This window comes from Photorhabdus sp. RM323S (assembly GCF_042879375.1).
Lineage (GTDB): Bacteria > Pseudomonadota > Gammaproteobacteria > Enterobacterales > Enterobacteriaceae > Photorhabdus > Photorhabdus tasmaniensis.
Genome location: NZ_JBHFKZ010000050.1, coordinates 1 through 18,494, shown reverse-complemented (window position 1 = coordinate 18,494; position 18,494 = coordinate 1). Strand labels below are relative to the sequence as shown.

Below are 18,494 nucleotides of genomic sequence, written 5' to 3'. Positions count from 1 at the left end.
TGCTTTCATTAGCAACACAAAACAGTTCGTGATCATGATCTCTTTCTTTTCCAGTAAGAACAGCCTACTATCAGGTTAATCATTTTAAATAACACCCCCCTCCTCACGGTGCGGGGTGTTATTTTGTGTTGGATTCCATTTGGAGTGTGGTATGACTAAACCAGCAATTATCATCAACGAATTAGACGCAGAACGTTTAGATTCCCTGTTGGAACAGCCAGCGTTTGCAGATACTAGTATCGCTGACGCTTTGAATGAGGAGCTGGATCGTGCAGAGATTGTACCTCCAGCAGAAATTCCATCAGATGTTGTGACTATGAATAGCCGGGTTCGCTTCCTTGATCTGACAAGCAGTGAAGAGCGGGTGCGCACTCTGGTTTACCCTGCGTCACTGCAAGACAGTTCAGACCAGCTTTCTGTTATGGCGCCTCTGGGAGCAGCATTATTGGGCCTTCGTATTGGCGACGAAATCAGTTGGAAATTGCCAAACGGCGAAGAAACCCGGGTCAAAGTATTAGAATTACTTTACCAACCAGAAGCTGCCGGTGAGCTTCACCGTTAATTCAGCCAGCCCATTTCAACAGGGCTGGCCACGGTAACCGAATCTGAGTATCCCTTATTGACCAGCGATACTCATTTCCGGCAGTAATACTGAACCACATTGGATATTACTGCGAGTTTCAATATCATTCCCAATAGTGACCATATTGGCCCACATATCTTTCAGATTACCCGCAATAGTAATCTCACTGACAGGATACTGAATCTCACCATTTTCTACCCAAAAACCGGCGGCACCACGGGAATAGTCACCGGTTATTGCACTGACTCCCTGTCCCATCAGTTCAGTAACCACTAATCCCGTTCCCATCTGACGCAGTAAACCAGCAAAATCCTCACCTTGCCCTGCAATGCACCAGTTATGGATCCCACCAGCATGGCCTGTACTTGCCATTCCCAATTTACGGGCAGAATAATTTGTCAAAAGCCAGGTCTGTAATACACCATCTTTAATAATATCCCTGTCACTAGTGCACACACCTTCGCTATCAAATGGAGAAGATGCCAGCCCTGCCAACAAATGTGGACGCTCTTCAATCGTCAGCCATGATGGCAAGATTTGTTTGCCCAGATGATCAAGCAGGAAAGAGGACTTACGGTAAATACTGCTACCACTAATAGCACCAACCAAATGACCGAAAAGACCCGTTGCAACTTCCGCAGCAAACAGCACAGGTGCTCTCATAGTCGGTAATTTACGTGGAGATAAACGGGATAACACACGGCGAGCACACTCATGCCCAACCCACTCCGACGATTTTAAATCTTCAATACGACGACTAATGGTATACGCATAATCCCGTTCCATATCGCCATTAAATTCAGCAATCACACAACTCGACATCGAATGACGGCTAGAGCAATAGCTTTGCAACATACCGTGACTGTTGCCAAACACCCGGATACCATAATGGCTATTAAAACTACCGCCCTCAGTATTGGTAATACGTTTATCTACCTGTAATGCTGTTTGTTCCGCGCGGGCAGCCAGTTCAATTGCTTTATCAGTATCCAATTCTGTTGGGTGGAACAAATCAAGATCTGGCGCATCAAACGCCAGTAACTCTTTATCCGCCGGACCAGCACAGGGATCCTGAGAAGTATAACGGGCAATATCAATCGCAGCCTGAACAGTACGGGCAATAGCATCCGAACTTAAATCTGTTGATGATGCACTGCCTTTACGTTGCTGATGATATACAGTGATCCCTAGCGCACCATCACTATTAAATTCTACATTTTCTATTTCACCAAAGCGGGTACTGACACCAATACCCGTTGTTTTATTAACAGCAACTTCCGCAGCATCACAACCCGCTGTTGCCAGTTCTAATGCCTGTGAAACTGCATTTTCCAGTTGTTTGCGTTGTTCCGCGATTTGATCAGTGATTTTCATTAATTACCCGTAATTTGATGAATAAAGGGAAAATCTGTCAGGAAAACAGAACCATTTTATCCACACAGTCAATGCCGAGTGGTAATCAGGTGTTTTTCCCAGTTACAATACCCAATATTAGGATGTTAACACCCACCGGGCTACAGGTCATGCTCCAAAAATCAACCTGCCAGATCCGGCCTTTTTAAAAGGAAAACCACCATGGCAAAGCAGCCTGAAGATTGGCTCAATGATTATCCTGCTGAAGAGGAAGAAGAAGAAATAATTTGGGTCAGTAAAAGCGAAATTAAACGTGATGCCGAGGCATTGAAAAAGCTGGGTGCAGAATTGGTTGATCTCAGCAAAAATGCGCTTGAACGCATTCCGTTGGATGAAGATCTACTGGCAGCCATTGAACTTGCACAGAAGATAAAAAGAGAAGGGCGCCGTCGCCAATTACAATTAATTGGTAAAATGCTGCGTGCCCGGGATGTCGAACCAATTACCATTGCACTCGATAAACTGAAAAATCGTCACAATCAGCAAATCGTTCTGTTCCATAAGTTGGAAGAATTACGTGATAAATTGATTGATGGCAATGATGATGTTATTGATGAAGTTGTGGAATTATTCCCACAAACCGATCGCCAGCAATTACGCACGCTGATCCGCAATGCTAAAAAAGAAAAGGCGGCGAATAAGCCACCTAAATCTTATCGTCAGATTTTCCAGTATCTTAAAGATATGGCTGAATCAGCCTAACTACCTAAAACATACAAGACGCTAATTCTGTTAGGGGAAAATATTGACGCCAAGTTCCCCTTCCAGTTCCTCTTCTGCGTCTTCAAACAAGAGTATTAATCAGCCAAAAATCAGGCAGTTCCTCCAACGGTCAAGTTGTTCAGCTTCAAAGTAGGCTGACCAACACCAACAGGTACGCTCTGGCCCTCTTTGCCACAAACCCCAACACCTTTATCCAGTTCAAGATCGTTTCCTACCATAGAGATCTGCTTCATCGCCTCAATACCGGAACCGATAAGGGTCGCACCTTTCACTGGCTTGGTAATCTTGCCGTTCTCAATCAGATAAGCTTCAGATGTCGAGAACACGAATTTACCGGAAGTAATATCCACTTGGCCGCCACCAAAATTTGGCGCATATAAACCATTTTCTACACTACCGATGATCTCTTCCGGTGTGGAATGACCCGCCAGTAAATAGGTGTTAGTCATACGAGGCATAGGCAGATGGGCATACGATTCACGGCGGCCATTGCCCGTCGGCGCAACCCCCATCAAACGTGCATTCATTTTGTCCTGCATGTAACCTTTAAGAATGCCATTCTCAATCAATACATTGTATTGCCCAGGAACACCTTCATCATCAATTGCCAATGAGCCACGACGACCTTTTATCGTGCCATCGTCAACCACCGTACAAAGTTCAGAAGCAACTTTCTCACCAATCTGCCCCGAGAATACGGAGGTACCACGGCGGTTAAAATCGCCTTCCAGCCCATGACCAACAGCTTCATGCAGTAGTACTCCCGGCCAGCCAGCCCCCAGAACAACCGGCATCGTACCCGCCGGTGCGGCAACAGCGGAAAGGTTCACCAGCGCCATACGAACAGCCTCACGCGCAAATTGTTCTGCGCGGATCTGACCATTCATCATGTCCAGAAAATATTCATAACCGTAACGACCACCACCACCGCTAGTACCGTGTTCACGTTTACCGTTATCTTCCACCAATACAGAAACAGATAAGCGCACCAGCGGACGAATATCGGCAGCCAAGGTGCCATCAGTTGCTGCAACCAATACCCGCTCGTAGACCCCTGTCAGGCTGGCATTGACTTCTTGCACTCTTGGATCTTCAGCACGAGCGACCTGATCCACACGATGCAATAACGCAATCTTTTCTTCACGGGAAAAACTTTGCAACGGATCAATTGCCGCATAAAGCCGAGAGTAGGCCACTTCTCCAAGAGTATGGACTTTGCCACTCCCTTTTTCATGGACGATGCTACGGGCAGCTTGTGCGCTTTGTTGCAACGCATTCAATGTGATCTGGTCTGCATAAGCAAACCCCGTTTTCTCACCACTGATGGCCCTAACGCCAACACCCTGATCAATATTATAGGAACCATCCTTAATAATCCGATCTTCCAGCACCCAAGATTCATGATAGCTGGACTGAAAATAGAGATCGGCATAATCCAGCCGACGTTCAGCCAGTTGACCAAGTACTGAAAACAGATCTTGATGGCTTAATTTATTTGCAACCAGTAAATGCTCACTGACAGAAGTTAAACTCATAATTGATACTCTTTAATTTGCTGTATTCTTTTCAATCAGGGAAGTCAATTGCGGCCGGAAGCGGTTATGTTTCACCACTTTCATCTGCTCACGCATAATCTTCAGGCTATCCACCCTGACATTCAGTTGTAATGCACTGACTGCATCTGGGTTTTTCTTAATTACTTTCCCCCAGCCGTCTACCACCATTGAGTGACCCCATGTCTGACGGGTTCCGTGGACACCAACCTGAGCAGGTGCCAACAGAATACACTGGTTTTCAATAGCGCGGGCCCGTAACAATGGCTCCCAATGTGCTCTTCCTGTTAAACGGGTAAATGCGGCAGGAACAGATATCAACTCAGCACCTTGCTCACGCAAAGCCTGAAACAACCCGGGGAAACGCAGATCATAGCATATGGTCATACCAAGACGACCAACAGGTGTATCCACGACAGTAATACGTTCTCCGCGCTGGAAAACAGACGATTCGTTATATGATCCATGTTCATCATCAATATTGACGTCAAACATGTGGATTTTGTCGTAACGAGCACGGATTTCACCCTGATCATCAAACAACAGACTGCTACTGGTGATCCGTTCAGGATTTTCACGACTGATAAGCGGCATAGAACCGATCAATAACCAGACACCATAACGACGTGCAATCTCACTGACGGCCTGCTGCAAAGGCCCTTTTCCTTGCTGTTCTGCATGATGACGATAGCTGGCAGCATTCGCAAACAACAATGCGTTTTCCGGGGTCATCACAAGCTTAATAGTATCCGGCAACGGCTTAATTTGTTGTTCAATTTGCGCCAAATTATGTTTGATATTCTCACCGCTACATAACTGCAAGAGTGCAACATTGACGTTTCTCATGTTCCTCTATTCTCCTTAAGCTGACGCAGGACTTCATCAATTTTCGGTTGTTCAAGATTACCGGTAATCCGGTAACGAATAACCGATATCTTATGCCATAACGGCCCCAAAACCTTAGTTGCTGCGAATAATGCAGCACCGGCTACCGGATTGATAACAAAAGCCGTTGCCACACCGACAGTAGCAGAAATTTCTGGCGTGACGATGGCTTCTATATTGATCTGTTGGCGAACAAGATCAATCTCTCCTTTCGTTATCACATCAGCAATCAGTCCATCGATCCGTAAACTTTTAGTCTTGAGTATCCCATTATTTACTGAAATATCACCACGGATTGAATCAAATTCAAAATCCTGGCTAAAAGTATCACTAAAATCGAGCTGCAATTTACGCAACAAAGCATCAAAACTGACCAATTTTAGTAACTGACCGGCACTTCCCCCTCCCAGTTTCTCAATAGCACCTTTACCTAAATCGCTTTTAAGATGGCCATTCAGTGTCTGTAAATCGGGTTTCCACGGTGTATCCCGCCAGTTAAAATCAAAACGGAAAGTAAACGGTGACTTCACAATCGGCACGACGATACCAAGGTAAGATGCCATCTCATCAAATTTTTCACCGGAGAATTGCCCCATAAGATGAGTATTACTCCCTACAGCACTTTCTTGCCAACGACCGGCCAAATTCAGTTTACTGGCGCTGTTTTCCACCATTCCATCTCTTAATACAAGCGAATTACCTTCGGGTATCAGGGAACCAGACACTTTCCCAAGTTTCAACCCCATAATCCAACACTCAGAGCAGACAATATCTAATGAAGGCCATTGGTTCAGCGAATAACGCTGAGTTGTACCTGTTTGAGATTGCTTAGATAAATCTGATTCAGGTTGCTGAGGGCTATATTGCAGAGGGTTATAGTAAAGATGACTCAAATTCAGCTGCCACGGGCCACTATTACGCATATTAAGCTTACCGTTGATTTCCTGACCATCAGCACTAACCTGTGTTCCCCAGGGCTGTTGTTCTATATCTAACGATAACTGATTCCAACGCTGTCCCCCCACATCCAATGACGGAAGCGACACACGCAGATGTTGTGGCAATATTGCCCTTCCTGCAAATGAAGAACTTGAAGTCAGAGGCGCAATTAGCCCTAACCACTCTTCACCCTCAATTGCCGGAAGATTCAATGCCAATAACGATTTTTCAGGTAAGTCAGGAATTTTGTCACTGTTACTTTGTAAAATTCCCCGTGACAGTTGAGTACTTTTCTCTGCCAAACTCCATTGAGTATTAAACGCATACTGCTTACCTAACGTCCCTTTTACCCGCAGCTGAGCCATATCACCATCAGCCAGAATATGAAGCACTTTCAGTTTACGCAGTTCATCTGCTCTCAAGACAGATAAATAGCTATCTACTTGTGACAAATCAGCATCGATTTTCACATCATATTGGGCCTTACCCTGAAACGGTAAACTAACGCCTACTTTCCCTACCCAGTCAACGGAACCAGAAAGCGTTTTAGCGACTGATGGTGGTAGTTCAGGTAATTTTGCCGCAGCCCAATGGGCATTCAGACCAACATTTACCCGATAATTTTTTGATAAGTTCCCGGTAGAAAAATCAACAATAACAGGCTGTCCAAACCATTGCACTGATAATTTGTCACTTTGTAAATTACCATTATCAAAGCGGAACCGGCCACTGACATTTTTCATTTCACTGCCCAGCGGCTTAATCAACAAATGGTTATCTTTTAAAGTGACCTCACCACTGGCATTCACATTGCCACCATTGAGTGGAATATCCAAATGCAAATTACCCGCAACCTGACCACCAATCTGTAATGTATTAAGCGTTTCACCAACAGAATCCGCTAACGGGCTACGGGTAAAATATTCATGAATATCTTTACCATCCCCCAGAATATCGGCATCGATTAACAATTTCTTTCTACTATAATCAGAAATTACCGCTGAAACATTATTGGCTTTCACTTTACCAAGCGCAGTTTGCGCAGCCAGCATCCACAAACCGTTATTATGGAAATTAAGATCAATATTAAGATCCAGCAGCGCAGGCCAATTTGGTTGATATTGGAAAGTAGCATGACGCAGGGGAGCAAAAACCTGAAACTGACCATCATTCTTTACAAATGGGAAACCTTTGGGATTACCTTGAAAAACAAAAGTTGCGTTTTCTATTTGCCCTTTAATAATTGAAGCGGTCAGATAGTCAGTCAGAGATGTCCCCATCAAAGGCTCAGGAAAATATCTCCAGGCATCACCCGCATCATAAACCCGTACTCCCGCCAGAATACTCAGCGCCGGAGGCTGCTCTTTTGGTTGTTGATAACGAAAATCACCACTGACCCACAATGATTTCGCCTGCAAATCCAACCCCTGACTCCAAAGCTGTAAACCTCGCTTATCCTGCTGCCAGAATATTTCTCCATGACTTTGGGATATCTCAAACGGCGCCAGAAACACATCGCGATAATCAGCTACGCTATCTTTCAAAGCAAAGTTAAGTTCGCCTTGCTGCAAGCTACCGTTGAGAGAACCAGAGAAATTATCAATAGAAGGCAGCCCCTGCCAGCGCTGCCAACTCACATCCTGCCATTGCATACTCATTTGGAAATCATCTGCAATTTCCGGTGTTATATCGAGAGCGAGATGATTTACCAATCCTTGCGGCTGGCGACGTTCCCAATCTCTGACAACATCAGGGGTCAAAAAAGAGAAAGTGGGTAAAATGTTGCTCAACCGTTCAAGTTGAATATTTTCTGCCCGGATACGCCAATGATCTTTACCATCGTACTTCTTGGTTTCTGGCAAATAGAGCACAGATGCCTTGCCTGATGGCCATTGCTGACCGTCAGTAGCCAGGCTTGCCAATTCAGGTGCATCAAACAACCAACCATCATCCTGGCGGCGCATCCGTAACACCAGATCACTGACAGAAAGACGGTGAAATTTGTCAGCAACTTTCCAGTTAGCTTCTCCCTGCCGTAATTGCAGTTGACCACCATCAATTCGCCCATTTTTGAGCGTAATCCAGCTAGATAAACTAAATTCGGCATCTTTCAGCCCTGTATTATCCTGCAACCAATGGCTCAACCACGGATGCATATCAACATTATCGGCCTGTAAATAAATAGTACCGTTATCCAATACGCCATGAGTGTCACGTAAATCAAATTTAACCTGTACATTTCCATGCTGATTATTAATAGAAGAAAGGCTAATTTCCCCTTGAGCACGGTGGCGGTTATTTTTATTCAGCCAGGTTAATTGTGGTAATAGCAGATCAGCCCGTTCACCGGAGGGGGTAAGAAAAGTAATGCGGCTATCTTGCAGATTAAAATGATCAAATTGTTCGAGAAACAGATTAGAAAACGTATCTGATTGGGAAAACATATTACCGCGTTGATCATCAAGCAACGGTTGATAGTAATCCACCTGTAATTGATAAAAAGTCAGATCGCGAAAATTCCAGCGCATTCTCAACAAAGATAACCAGATATCCAATGCCACCGTGATTTTTTTTGCCTTCACATCTGCACTGGCCGTTTTCACATCGATATCACGTAATTCAAGAACAGGCCCAAAAGATTCCCATTTTCCTGCAATATATCCAACATCAACAGGTACACCGACAATTGACTCAACTGTAGCGAGCAATTGCGGACGATAACCATTAATATGCGGCAGCAGAAAACGTAACCCACTAACAAGCAAAGCCATAATAATAATGACTATTGCGGCTGTCGCTAATAATACTCCCGGCAGTCGCCTCACACACATCTCCTTGGTTGCCAACGCTGTTATATGCCAGCAAACCAGACAATTACATCATAACTACGTCAAACTGCTCCTGACTGTAGAGCTGTTCTGTCTGAACTTTTACCTGCTTACCAACAAAAATTTCCACTTCTGCCAGTGCATGAGATTCTTCTCCTTTCAGCGCTTCAACCACTGCCGGTGAAGCATAAATAAGGAAGCGATCTGCATCAACTGCCCGGTGAACACGCACAATTTCACGCATAATTTCATAACAGACAGTTTCAACAGATTTTACCGTCCCCCTTCCATGGCAGGTAGGACAGTCGTCGCAGAGTATATGCTCAATACTTTCACGGGTCCGCTTACGCGTCATTTCCACCAGCCCGAGTTGTGAAAAACCATTAATCGTTGTTTTAACACGATCTTTACTCAGAGCCTGTTCAAGAGAAGCTAATACCCGTCGGCGATGATCTTCACTATTCATATCGATAAAATCAATAATGATAATACCACCCAAATTACGCAGCCTTAATTGCCTGGCAATAGCCTGCGTCGCTTCAATATTAGTATTAAAGATAGTTTCTTCCAGATTACGGTGCCCGACAAATGCGCCAGTATTAATATCAATTGTGGTCATCGCTTCTGTTTGGTCAATAATCAGATAACCACCTGATTTCAATTCAACTTTACGATCGAGTGCCCGTTGGATCTCATTTTCTACATCAAACAGATCGAAAATAGGTTGATTACCACTATAAAGTTCCAATCTGGCTGTCATTTTAGGAATATATTCACTAATAAATTCCTGTAACTGATTAAACGTCAGACGAGAATCCACACGAATACGATCAAGGGCTGCTCCGGCGAAATCGCGCAAAATACGATGGGCCAGAGCCAATTCGCCATAAAGTTTATTTTTAGTGATATTACGCTTTTTACGCTCTATCACCTTACTCCACAATCGTTTCAAGAAAGCCGCATCCTGAGCTAACTCTTCGTCGCCAACTCCCTCGGCAGCAGTTCTGATAATGAAACCACCATGCTCATCACAATAGTCAGCAACAATATTTTTCAGGCGATTACGCTCTTCTTCACTTTCGATACGTTGTGAAACCCCAACATGAGAAGCGCCGGGCATAAATACCAGATAGCGGGAAGGGAAGGTAATATCCGTAGTTAACCGGGCTCCTTTGGTGCCAAGTGGATCTTTCACTACCTGAACCATCAAATCCTGCCCCTGGCGAACCAATTCAGCAATATCTCTGATATGGAAGTTCTTGCGTTCTTCGCCGGCAATACATTCCGTGTGGGGCATAATGTCTGAAGCGTGAAGAAAAGCCGCTTTTTCCAGCCCAATATCAACAAAGGCCGCCTGCATCCCGGGTAACACCCGGCTTACACGACCTTTGTAAATATTGCCGACAATGCCCCTTTTGGCTTCCCTTTCGACATGGATTTCCTGCAAAATCCCACCATCAATGTAGGCAACGCGCGTTTCTGATGGTGTTATATTGACTAATAACTCTGCTGTCATGTGTTCCTCTTTCCATCAACCAACGCGAAAAACTTTGTGATTAATTCATGCGTTTCCACTAATGGCAAACCAACGACTGAGTGATAACTACCCTTCAGCGTTTTGACAAAGCAACCTGCTTTTCCCTGAATACCATAAGCACCCGCTTTATCCATTGGCTCACCAGTCGCTACATAATCCAAAATTTCCTGCGTGGATAATTGGCGAAAGGTCACATCTGTAACGACTATATCACTTAAAGTACTCTGACTATCTGATAAAGCAATAGCTGTAATTACCTGATGACACTGACCGGAAAGTGCACTGAGCATTTCAACGGCATGTTGTTCACTACGAGGTTTTTCCAAAATCTTATCATTCAATATAACAATAGTATCCGCTCCCAACACGGGAAAATCCTCTGGCGCAATAACAACCCCCGCCAGAGATTTATCTTTTGCTAATCGGCTGACATATTGACGCGGAGTTTCACCCTCTTGCCATTGCTCCTTTACCTGAGGAGAAAGAATTTCAAATTTAAAGTCCAATAATTCAACCAACTCACGCCGCCTCGGTGAACCGGAAGCCAGATAAAGGGTTTTCATGATGATATTGTCCTTACTACTTATCTCATTAGGGCTTTTTAACCGTTCTTTACAATAAAGAACTCAAACAAAAGCAATCGCTTTTGAACGCACTTTAGTGCGACCCGAAGGGTGAGCAAAACGAGTTATCCTCACGTGCTCTATATCCGTCCGGATTATGTACTCTGCCCGTATCCACGATCTATTGGTGAGAATGGCCTGCATCAATAACGTCTACCGGAATAAGCTCTTTGCCAAGACATCAAAAACCGCGATCCGACCACTAATGCACATTAAATTGACGACGGATTTTTCGCATTAATAGGAATAACCACGGCCAAAGAATACCGTTGACCAAACTGTTCCAGAATATTTCTGGATGAAAAGCAACATTTGATAACAAAAACTCTGCCCAAAAAACACTGAGATCCATCAGCACCGATAAAGCAACAACGACCAAAGCCTGCTGCCAAAGTGCCATATTACGGAATAATTGAAACTTAAATGACACCAAATAGCTAACAAGGCTATAAGCCAAGGCGTTAACACCCAGTGTTGCCCCCTGAATCAGGTCTATGATCATTCCCAATAAAAAGCCCGTACCAACACTGACTCTATGAGGTAATGCCATCACCCAGTAAATGAGTAATAGTGCTGACCAAGTAGGCCGGTACATATAAATTTGCTCCGGCCACGGCATAATTTGCAGCACCATTGCAATCAAGAAAGATAACCAAATGATCCAACGCCCATGACTCCGGTATTGATTCATTAACGATTTCCCGCATTTATAAATTTAGCAGACGTTACTACTGGTTCAGAATTTTCCACCCTTCCTGTCGTTTTGGTTATTTCATTAGAAACAGAAGACGGCGCTGGCGGCCCAATTTCATTTGCATGTGGCAATACCTGAGGCATCATCTGCATTAAGCGCTCATTAGCTACACGATAAACTTCTGATGGAGGCAATGGTTCGGATGGGTTATTATCTGCCCCCCACAATAACAGCAAATAACGCAAACGCTGTAATTCTGCGGTTGGCCGAGCCTGAATCACCGTATAGGCCCGCTGATTATCGACTTTAACCGACGATACCACCGCTACCGGATACCCTTCCGGAAAACGCCCACCTAACCCAGAAGTGACCAGCACATCCCCAACCCGAATATCGGTATTACTTGGTAATGACTCAAATTGCAAATCATCAGCACAGCCTGCACCCGCAACAATAGCCCTGATATCATTACGTAAAACCTGGATTGGCAAAGCATGGGTCGTATCACAAATCAGTAATACCCGGCTGGTAAACTGACTGACAGCAACAACCTGACCAACAATGCCTTTATCACTGATAACCGGTTGCCCTTCATAAACGCCTTCTCTTGATCCCTTATCAATGACCACCTGATCACTATAAGGATTAGCCTTACCGGAAATCACCTGTGTCACCATCATGTGTTCATCCTGACGCAAAGGAGATCCTAACAGTTCACGCAAGCGGGAATTTTCCTGCTTAAGTTGCCCTAACAACAGCATCTCACTGTTTTTAATCAATAACTCTTGGCGTAAGGCGCGATTTTCCAATTGCAGTTGTTCACGGGAGGCAAGCGTTTCTGACACACCATCAAGTACTTGACGCGGGCCATTGGCAAGAAAATAAAATGGGCTGACCACTGTATCCATATAGTTACGGACTTTACTGAGAGCATCAAGGCGGCTGTCTGCCACAACCAGAGTAATGGCAACAATAACAGCAAAGAAAAGTCGTAATTGCAGAGAAGGCCCCCTGCTAAAAATTGGCTTCATAAGCTGCGCTATTCCAAACTGTGCTGTTTCATAAACAATGGAATTCCCAGACAGCAATAGCAAGGAGGTCTGATCTACTCATCATCCCTTCCTCACTTGCAAGTTAATACTCACTCCTCACTGAAGAGCTCACCACCATGCATGTCGATCATTTCAAGCGCTTTTCCACCACCACGGGCAACACAGGTCAACGGATCCTCCGCAACAATGACCGGAATACCGGTTTCCTCTATCAGTAAGCGATCAAGATTACGCAATAGTGCACCACCACCGGTCAGGATCATACCACGTTCTGAAATATCAGAAGCCAACTCTGGCGGGCACTGTTCAAGAGCGACCATGACAGCACTGACAATACCCGTTAACGGCTCTTGCAAAGCTTCAAGAATTTCGTTGGAGTTAAGGGTAAAACCACGCGGTACGCCTTCCGCCAAATTACGACCACGCACTTCAATCTCCAGCATTTCATCGCCAGGATAGGCAGAACCGATAGTATGTTTAATTCGTTCAGCCGTTGCTTCACCAATTAGCGCACCATAATTACGGCGGACATAGTTGATAATAGCCTCATCAAACCGGTCACCACCAATGCGCACAGATGATGAATAAACAACGCCATTCAGAGAGATAACCGCGACTTCTGTAGTACCGCCGCCGATATCCACGACCATTGAACCTGTTGCTTCAGAAACAGGCAGGCCGGCACCGATAGCCGCCGCCATAGGCTCTTCAATCAAAAACACTTCGCGGGCTCCGGCACTGAGCGCAGATTCACGGATGGCCCGGCGTTCAACCTGAGTTGCGCCGACTGGCACACAAACCAAAACTCGCGGGCTTGGGCGCATAAAACTGTTGCTATGAACTTGTTTAATAAAATGTTGCAGCATTTTCTCTGTAACATAAAAATCGGCAATGACACCATCTTTCATCGGACGAATCGCCGCGATATTACCCGGTGTACGACCCAGCATTTGCTTTGCTTCCTGCCCAACGGCAGCAACACTTTTCGATGAGCCTGCACGATCCTGACGGATTGCGACGACAGAAGGTTCATTCAATACAATACCCTGGCCTTTGACATAAATAAGGGTATTGGCGGTACCCAAGTCAATAGACAAGTCGTTGGAAAACATGCCACGAAATTTTTTAAACATAGCGAAAGGATAATCCTGCAAGCTGGGGACGGAACAAAACCCGTCTACTCTACCAACCACATGAAGCAGCGACAAGGCGCATAAGCACCTGCTTCAATAAAAAAGTGGCTACGTTATTCATATCAACAAGGCAATATTCTACGTTACTTTTTCCAAACGGAGCAGAAAAAAACTGCATAAAAATGGGTTAATTTTACCAATTGTTCCATAACGAAGTGCAGGAACCACCCGGTTTTGCATAATTCAGCGTTACAGTGCCACCGTTACCGTCGCAACCGATCTGCTTATCTCTATTTCGACCAGTATCTATTGCTGTAAGTTCACATACGATCGACACTTCTGCTCACTATTTCCGATAGTTAGCTGTAAGTATCAGTCTGTGTAGTGAACAAGTTAATAATGTAATAAATTATAGCTAAAATACAGTATTTCCTGCTATAAAATAATAAAAAACAGAACTTTCTGAAATAACTTACAATATACTGATACTGAAACCTAACACTGACATCACAGGAAAAATGCGAACAGATTCTGTTTTATAATCCATCAACACTTTATTTTTTCTTATATTCTTTATGTAAACTGCCAATTTTTATCTATTCTTATTTAATAACAAAATGACTTACAGAGAACGGAACCATCTAATGAAAGCTCTGCTACTTAAGCAACAACAGAATCAACTATCAGCGTCCATAGAAGAAGTTGATGCTTCTCACCTTCCCGTGGGAGACGTTACCGTCGATATTCACTGGTCAACCCTAAACTATAAAGATGCATTAGCAATCACAGGTAAAGGGAAAATTGTCCGCCAATTCCCAATGATACCGGGTATCGACTTCTCTGGAATTGTACACAGTACAGAAGATCCTCGTTTTCATATCGGTCAGCATGTACTATTAACTGGCTGGGGTGTAGGCGAAAATCATTGGGGTGGCCTGGCAGAACAAGCCAGAGTTTCAGGAGAATGGCTGACACCCTTACCAACCGGCTTGAATAGCAGGCAAGCAATGATCCTTGGTACTGCCGGTTTTACCGCGATGCTGTGTGTTATCGCGCTGGAACAAGGCGGCGTTAAACCAGAAAGTGGTGATGTTATTGTAACCGGTGCCAGCGGGGGTGTAGGAAGTACTGCGATAGCGCTCCTTTCACAACTTGGCTATTCTGTTATTGCCGTTAGCGGCAGACAGGAAAATCACGAATATTTGTTATCCCTTGGGGCAAAAAAAGTTCTGCCACGTAATGAATTTAGCCAACCACCTCGCCCATTAGAAAAGCAGCTTTGGGCTGGAGCAATTGATACGGTAGGCGGTAATGTACTGGCAACAATACTGGCCCAAACTCACTATAACGGTACCATTGCAGCCTGTGGGCTCGCTGGTAGTGCAGATCTGCCAACAACAGTCATGCCATTTATTTTACGGAACGTACGTCTGCAAGGCGTAGAATCTGTCACGGTTCCATCCACCAAACGATCTGCTGTGTGGCAACGCTTGCAAAAACTGCTACCCGCTTCTTTTTATCAACAGTCAACGACTGAGATAACACTGGACCAAGCCGTGGAATACGCAAATAAATTGATAGCTAACCAAGTTACAGGACGTACATTGGTAAGAGTTCGTTAAGAATTGTGACTAGCCTCTAAAGTACAGTGGCTTTATTCTTGACATTTTTTCTGATAAGACCAGTATTTAGCTGCTAAATGCTACGATATCATTATAATGTCGGGCTTTATCGCCGAAATGAACTTGTGGCTGTTTTAAAAAGATGACAAATCGTTAATATAGGATTATGTTGGGCAATTGTTGACAAATTGCCGGAGATACCAGCACAATGGCAGACAAGTTTCACATTTTACTCCTTAATGGGCCTAACCTGAATATGTTAGGAACCCGGGAGCCTGATATCTATGGCAACTTAACGCTCGACGATATCGTCAGCAAATTGTCTGAAGAAGCCCATCAATCAGGGGCTAAATTCAGTCACCTGCAATCCAACGCAGAGTTTGAGCTGATAAATAGAATTCATTCTGCACAGGGTAATACTGATTTTATTTTAATTAACCCTGCTGCACTCACGCATACCAGCGTGGCACTGCGTGATGCATTGCTGACTGTGAAGATCCCATTTATTGAGATCCACCTCTCCAATGTTCACGCGCGCGAGCCATTTCGTCATCACTCATATCTTTCAGATCTTGCTGTTGGTGTAATCTGCGGTTTAGGGGTGGATGGCTATAGCTTTGCATTACAGGCAGCGGTAAACCGCTTGTCAAAAGTCAACTAAATGAAACAGAAGAGTACGGAATCACACTCATGGATATTCGTAAGATAAAAAAACTGATCGAGCTGGTTGAAGAATCTGGCATTTCTGAACTGGAAATTTCTGAAGGGGAAGAGTCAGTGCGCATCAGCCGCGCATTAGCCCCCCAGAGTTTTCCGGCAGCTCAACAATACATTCCCGCCCAGGCACAACAACCTGCACTGGCTAACGCGGTTGAACCTTCTCAGGCACTGCCTGAAATCAGTGATAGATCGGCTGCGTTCAGTGGCCACATTGTTCGTTCTCCACTGGTAGGGACTTTCTATCGTACACCTAGCCCGGATGCGAAACCGTTTATCGAGATCGGCCAACGTGTCAATGTAGGTGATACCCTCTGCATCGTTGAATCAATGAAAATGATGAACCAAATCGAAGCCGACAAAGCCGGTGTGGTTAAAGCGATTCTTGTGGAAAACGGTCACGCCGTTGAATTTGACGAGCCATTGGTCGTCATCGAATAACGAGGCGCTCCCATGCTTGATAAAATTGTAATTGCTAACCGTGGTGAAATTGCCCTGCGTATCCTGCGAGCTTGTAAAGAGTTAGGGATCAAAACCGTTGCGGTACATTCCTCTGCGGATCGTGACTTAAAACACGTCCTGTTGGCAGACGAAACAATCTGTATTGGCCCGGCAACTTCTGCAAAAAGTTATCTTAATATCCCTGCGATTATTTCTGCAGCAGAAATTGCTGGCGCAGTCGCCATTCACCCTGGCTACGGTTTTCTGTCCGAAAATGCAGATTTTGCTGAACAGGTTGAACGTTCTGGCTTTATTTTTATCGGCCCAAAAGCAGAAACGATCCGCCTGATGGGTGATAAGGTTTCTGCTATCAATGCGATGAAAAAAGCTGGCGTTCCTTGTGTACCTGGCTCTGATGGCCCATTGTCTGATGACACAGAGAAAAACAAAACCATTGCTAAACGCATCGGCTACCCTGTCATCATCAAGGCATCCGGTGGCGGTGGCGGTCGCGGTATGCGCGTCGTCCGCAGTGATAAAGATCTGGAACAATCAATCAATATGACCCGTGCGGAAGCAAAAGCCGCTTTCAATAACGATATGGTTTATATGGAAAAATTCCTTGAGAATCCACGTCATATTGAGATCCAGGTATTGGCCGACGGTCAAGGTCAAGCCATTTATCTGGCTGAACGTGATTGCTCTATGCAACGCCGTCACCAGAAAGTTGTTGAAGAAGCCCCTGCACCCGGTATCACGCCAGAAATGCGTCGCAGTATTGGTGAACGTTGTGCTAACGCATGTATCGAAATTAGCTATCGTGGTGCCGGTACTTTCGAATTCCTGTATGAAAATGGCGAATTCTATTTCATTGAGATGAACACCCGTATTCAGGTCGAACATCCAGTGACAGAAATGATTACCGGTGTTGATCTGATTAAAGAACAATTGCGGATTGCTGCCGGTATGCCACTTTCAATTAAACAGAAAGATGTTGTTATTCGTGGTCATGCTATTGAGTGTCGTATCAACGCCGAAGATCCGAATTCGTTCCTGCCAAGCCCAGGTAAAATTACCCGCTTCCACTCGCCAGGTGGATTTGGTGTACGTTGGGAATCGCATATTTATGCTGGCTACACCGTACCACCTTACTATGATTCAATGATTGGTAAGCTGATTACTTACGGTGAAAATCGTGATAACGCCATTGCCCGCATGAAAAACGCGTTGGCAGAATTGATTATTGATGGCATCAAGACGAATGTCGAGCTTCAACAGACAATTATGAATGATGAAAACTTCCAGAATGGTGGCACCAATATCCACTATCTGGAGAAAAAACTGGGATTACAGGAAACTTAAAACCGGTTTAATGACATCAGTATCTTTGAAGGGGCGTTTAAACGCCCCTTTAACTTACTGATAAAATACGACTTTTTAACCAAGTGGCAAAATGACCGTGTTAACGAAGAATATGAGATTTTATCAAAACATTTAACAGGATTAATAACATTAAAAAAAATCATTAAAATAAAAGATTTTGCATGACTGAAAGAAGTTTACGAAAAATGAAAAATAATCGTTAAAAAGCCGGGAAGCTTTTAGATTAACCGGATTAATAGAGAGAAAAGAATAAAAACGTTTAGCAATATTAAAAACGATTAAAGAAATAGGCTTTGATTTTAATATCATTGTAATATATGTTACCCTCTGGTTTTAAACCTGAAAAATCAAATAAAGGAAAAAGAAAA

15 protein-coding genes are annotated in these 18,494 nt (G+C 44.3%); 6 read left to right on the top strand and 9 right to left on the bottom strand.

Annotated features, from left to right (window positions below; all coding sequences use genetic code 11):
* Positions 1-151: 151 nt before the first annotated feature.
* Positions 152-562: a nucleoside diphosphate kinase regulator gene (gene rnk / locus ACGF7G_RS17595; protein ID WP_021323558.1), complete on the top strand. Its 411-nt coding sequence runs from the start codon at positions 152-154 to the stop codon at positions 560-562.
* Positions 563-616: 54 nt separating this feature from the next.
* Here rnk and pmbA read toward each other — a convergent pair whose 3' ends face one another.
* Positions 617-1,957: a metalloprotease PmbA gene (gene pmbA / locus ACGF7G_RS17590; protein WP_387467187.1), complete on the bottom strand. Its 1,341-nt coding sequence runs from the start codon at positions 1,955-1,957 to the stop codon at positions 617-619.
* A 201-nt stretch (positions 1,958-2,158) separates the two neighbouring features.
* Between pmbA and yjgA the strand changes: the two genes are divergently transcribed.
* Complete coding sequence (gene yjgA / locus ACGF7G_RS17585; protein WP_387467185.1) at positions 2,159-2,698, top strand: ribosome biogenesis factor YjgA; 540 nt, start codon at positions 2,159-2,161, stop codon at positions 2,696-2,698.
* A gap of 110 nt (positions 2,699-2,808) precedes the next feature.
* On the opposite strand, the gene tldD is transcribed toward yjgA, so the two are convergent.
* The 8 genes from tldD to mreB form a co-directional block, all read right to left on the bottom strand.
* Complete coding sequence (gene tldD / locus ACGF7G_RS17580) at positions 2,809-4,254, bottom strand: metalloprotease TldD (RefSeq protein ID WP_387467183.1); 1,446 nt, start codon at positions 4,252-4,254, stop codon at positions 2,809-2,811.
* A 12-nt stretch (positions 4,255-4,266) separates the two neighbouring features.
* Positions 4,267-5,118 carry a deaminated glutathione amidase gene (gene nit1, locus ACGF7G_RS17575; protein WP_387467181.1) on the bottom strand — a complete coding sequence of 284 codons (852 nt, stop codon included), beginning with the start codon at positions 5,116-5,118 and terminating at the stop codon, positions 4,267-4,269.
* On the bottom strand, positions 5,115-8,921 hold the full coding sequence (yhdP, locus tag ACGF7G_RS17570; protein WP_387467179.1) for an AsmA2 domain-containing protein YhdP: 3,807 nt from the start codon (positions 8,919-8,921) through the stop codon (positions 5,115-5,117). Before yhdP ends, nit1 begins: the two co-directional genes overlap by 4 nt.
* Before the next feature lie 49 nt (positions 8,922-8,970).
* Positions 8,971-10,440 carry a ribonuclease G gene (gene rng, locus ACGF7G_RS17565; RefSeq protein ID WP_387467177.1) on the bottom strand — a complete coding sequence of 490 codons (1,470 nt, stop codon included), beginning with the start codon at positions 10,438-10,440 and terminating at the stop codon, positions 8,971-8,973.
* Positions 10,437-11,024 carry a Maf family protein gene (locus ACGF7G_RS17560; RefSeq protein ID WP_387467175.1) on the bottom strand — a complete coding sequence of 196 codons (588 nt, stop codon included), beginning with the start codon at positions 11,022-11,024 and terminating at the stop codon, positions 10,437-10,439. The genes rng and ACGF7G_RS17560 overlap by 4 nt, the downstream gene beginning before the upstream one ends.
* Before the next feature lie 262 nt (positions 11,025-11,286).
* Positions 11,287-11,775, bottom strand: coding sequence for a rod shape-determining protein MreD (mreD, locus tag ACGF7G_RS17555; protein WP_387467174.1), 489 nt, complete (start codon positions 11,773-11,775; stop codon positions 11,287-11,289).
* The gene (mreC, locus tag ACGF7G_RS17550) at positions 11,775-12,809 is read right to left on the bottom strand and encodes a rod shape-determining protein MreC (RefSeq protein ID WP_387467172.1); all 1,035 of its coding nucleotides are present in this window, start codon (positions 12,807-12,809) and stop codon (positions 11,775-11,777) included. Before mreC ends, mreD begins: the two co-directional genes overlap by 1 nt.
* Positions 12,810-12,919: 110 nt before the next feature.
* The gene (mreB, locus tag ACGF7G_RS17545; protein WP_021323550.1) at positions 12,920-13,963 is read right to left on the bottom strand and encodes a rod shape-determining protein MreB; all 1,044 of its coding nucleotides are present in this window, start codon (positions 13,961-13,963) and stop codon (positions 12,920-12,922) included.
* 644 nt (positions 13,964-14,607) lie between these two features.
* On the opposite strand from mreB, the gene ACGF7G_RS17540 reads away from it, so the two are divergent.
* The 4 genes from ACGF7G_RS17540 (at position 14,608) to accC (ending at position 18,105) form a co-directional block, all read left to right on the top strand.
* Positions 14,608-15,585 (top strand): MDR family oxidoreductase, encoded by a 978-nt coding sequence (locus ACGF7G_RS17540; RefSeq protein WP_387467169.1) that lies wholly within the window; start codon positions 14,608-14,610, stop codon positions 15,583-15,585.
* A gap of 208 nt (positions 15,586-15,793) precedes the next feature.
* Positions 15,794-16,246, top strand: a complete 453-nt coding sequence (gene aroQ, locus ACGF7G_RS17535; protein ID WP_387467167.1) for a type II 3-dehydroquinate dehydratase — start codon at positions 15,794-15,796, stop codon at positions 16,244-16,246.
* Between the two features lie 29 nt (positions 16,247-16,275).
* Entirely contained in the window at positions 16,276-16,743 is a 468-nt protein-coding gene (accB, locus tag ACGF7G_RS17530) for an acetyl-CoA carboxylase biotin carboxyl carrier protein (protein ID WP_133815593.1), read from the top strand.
* Between the two features lie 12 nt (positions 16,744-16,755).
* Positions 16,756-18,105, top strand: a complete 1,350-nt coding sequence (gene accC, locus ACGF7G_RS17525; RefSeq protein ID WP_387467165.1) for an acetyl-CoA carboxylase biotin carboxylase subunit — start codon at positions 16,756-16,758, stop codon at positions 18,103-18,105.
* The last annotated feature ends 389 nt before the right edge of the window (positions 18,106-18,494 follow it).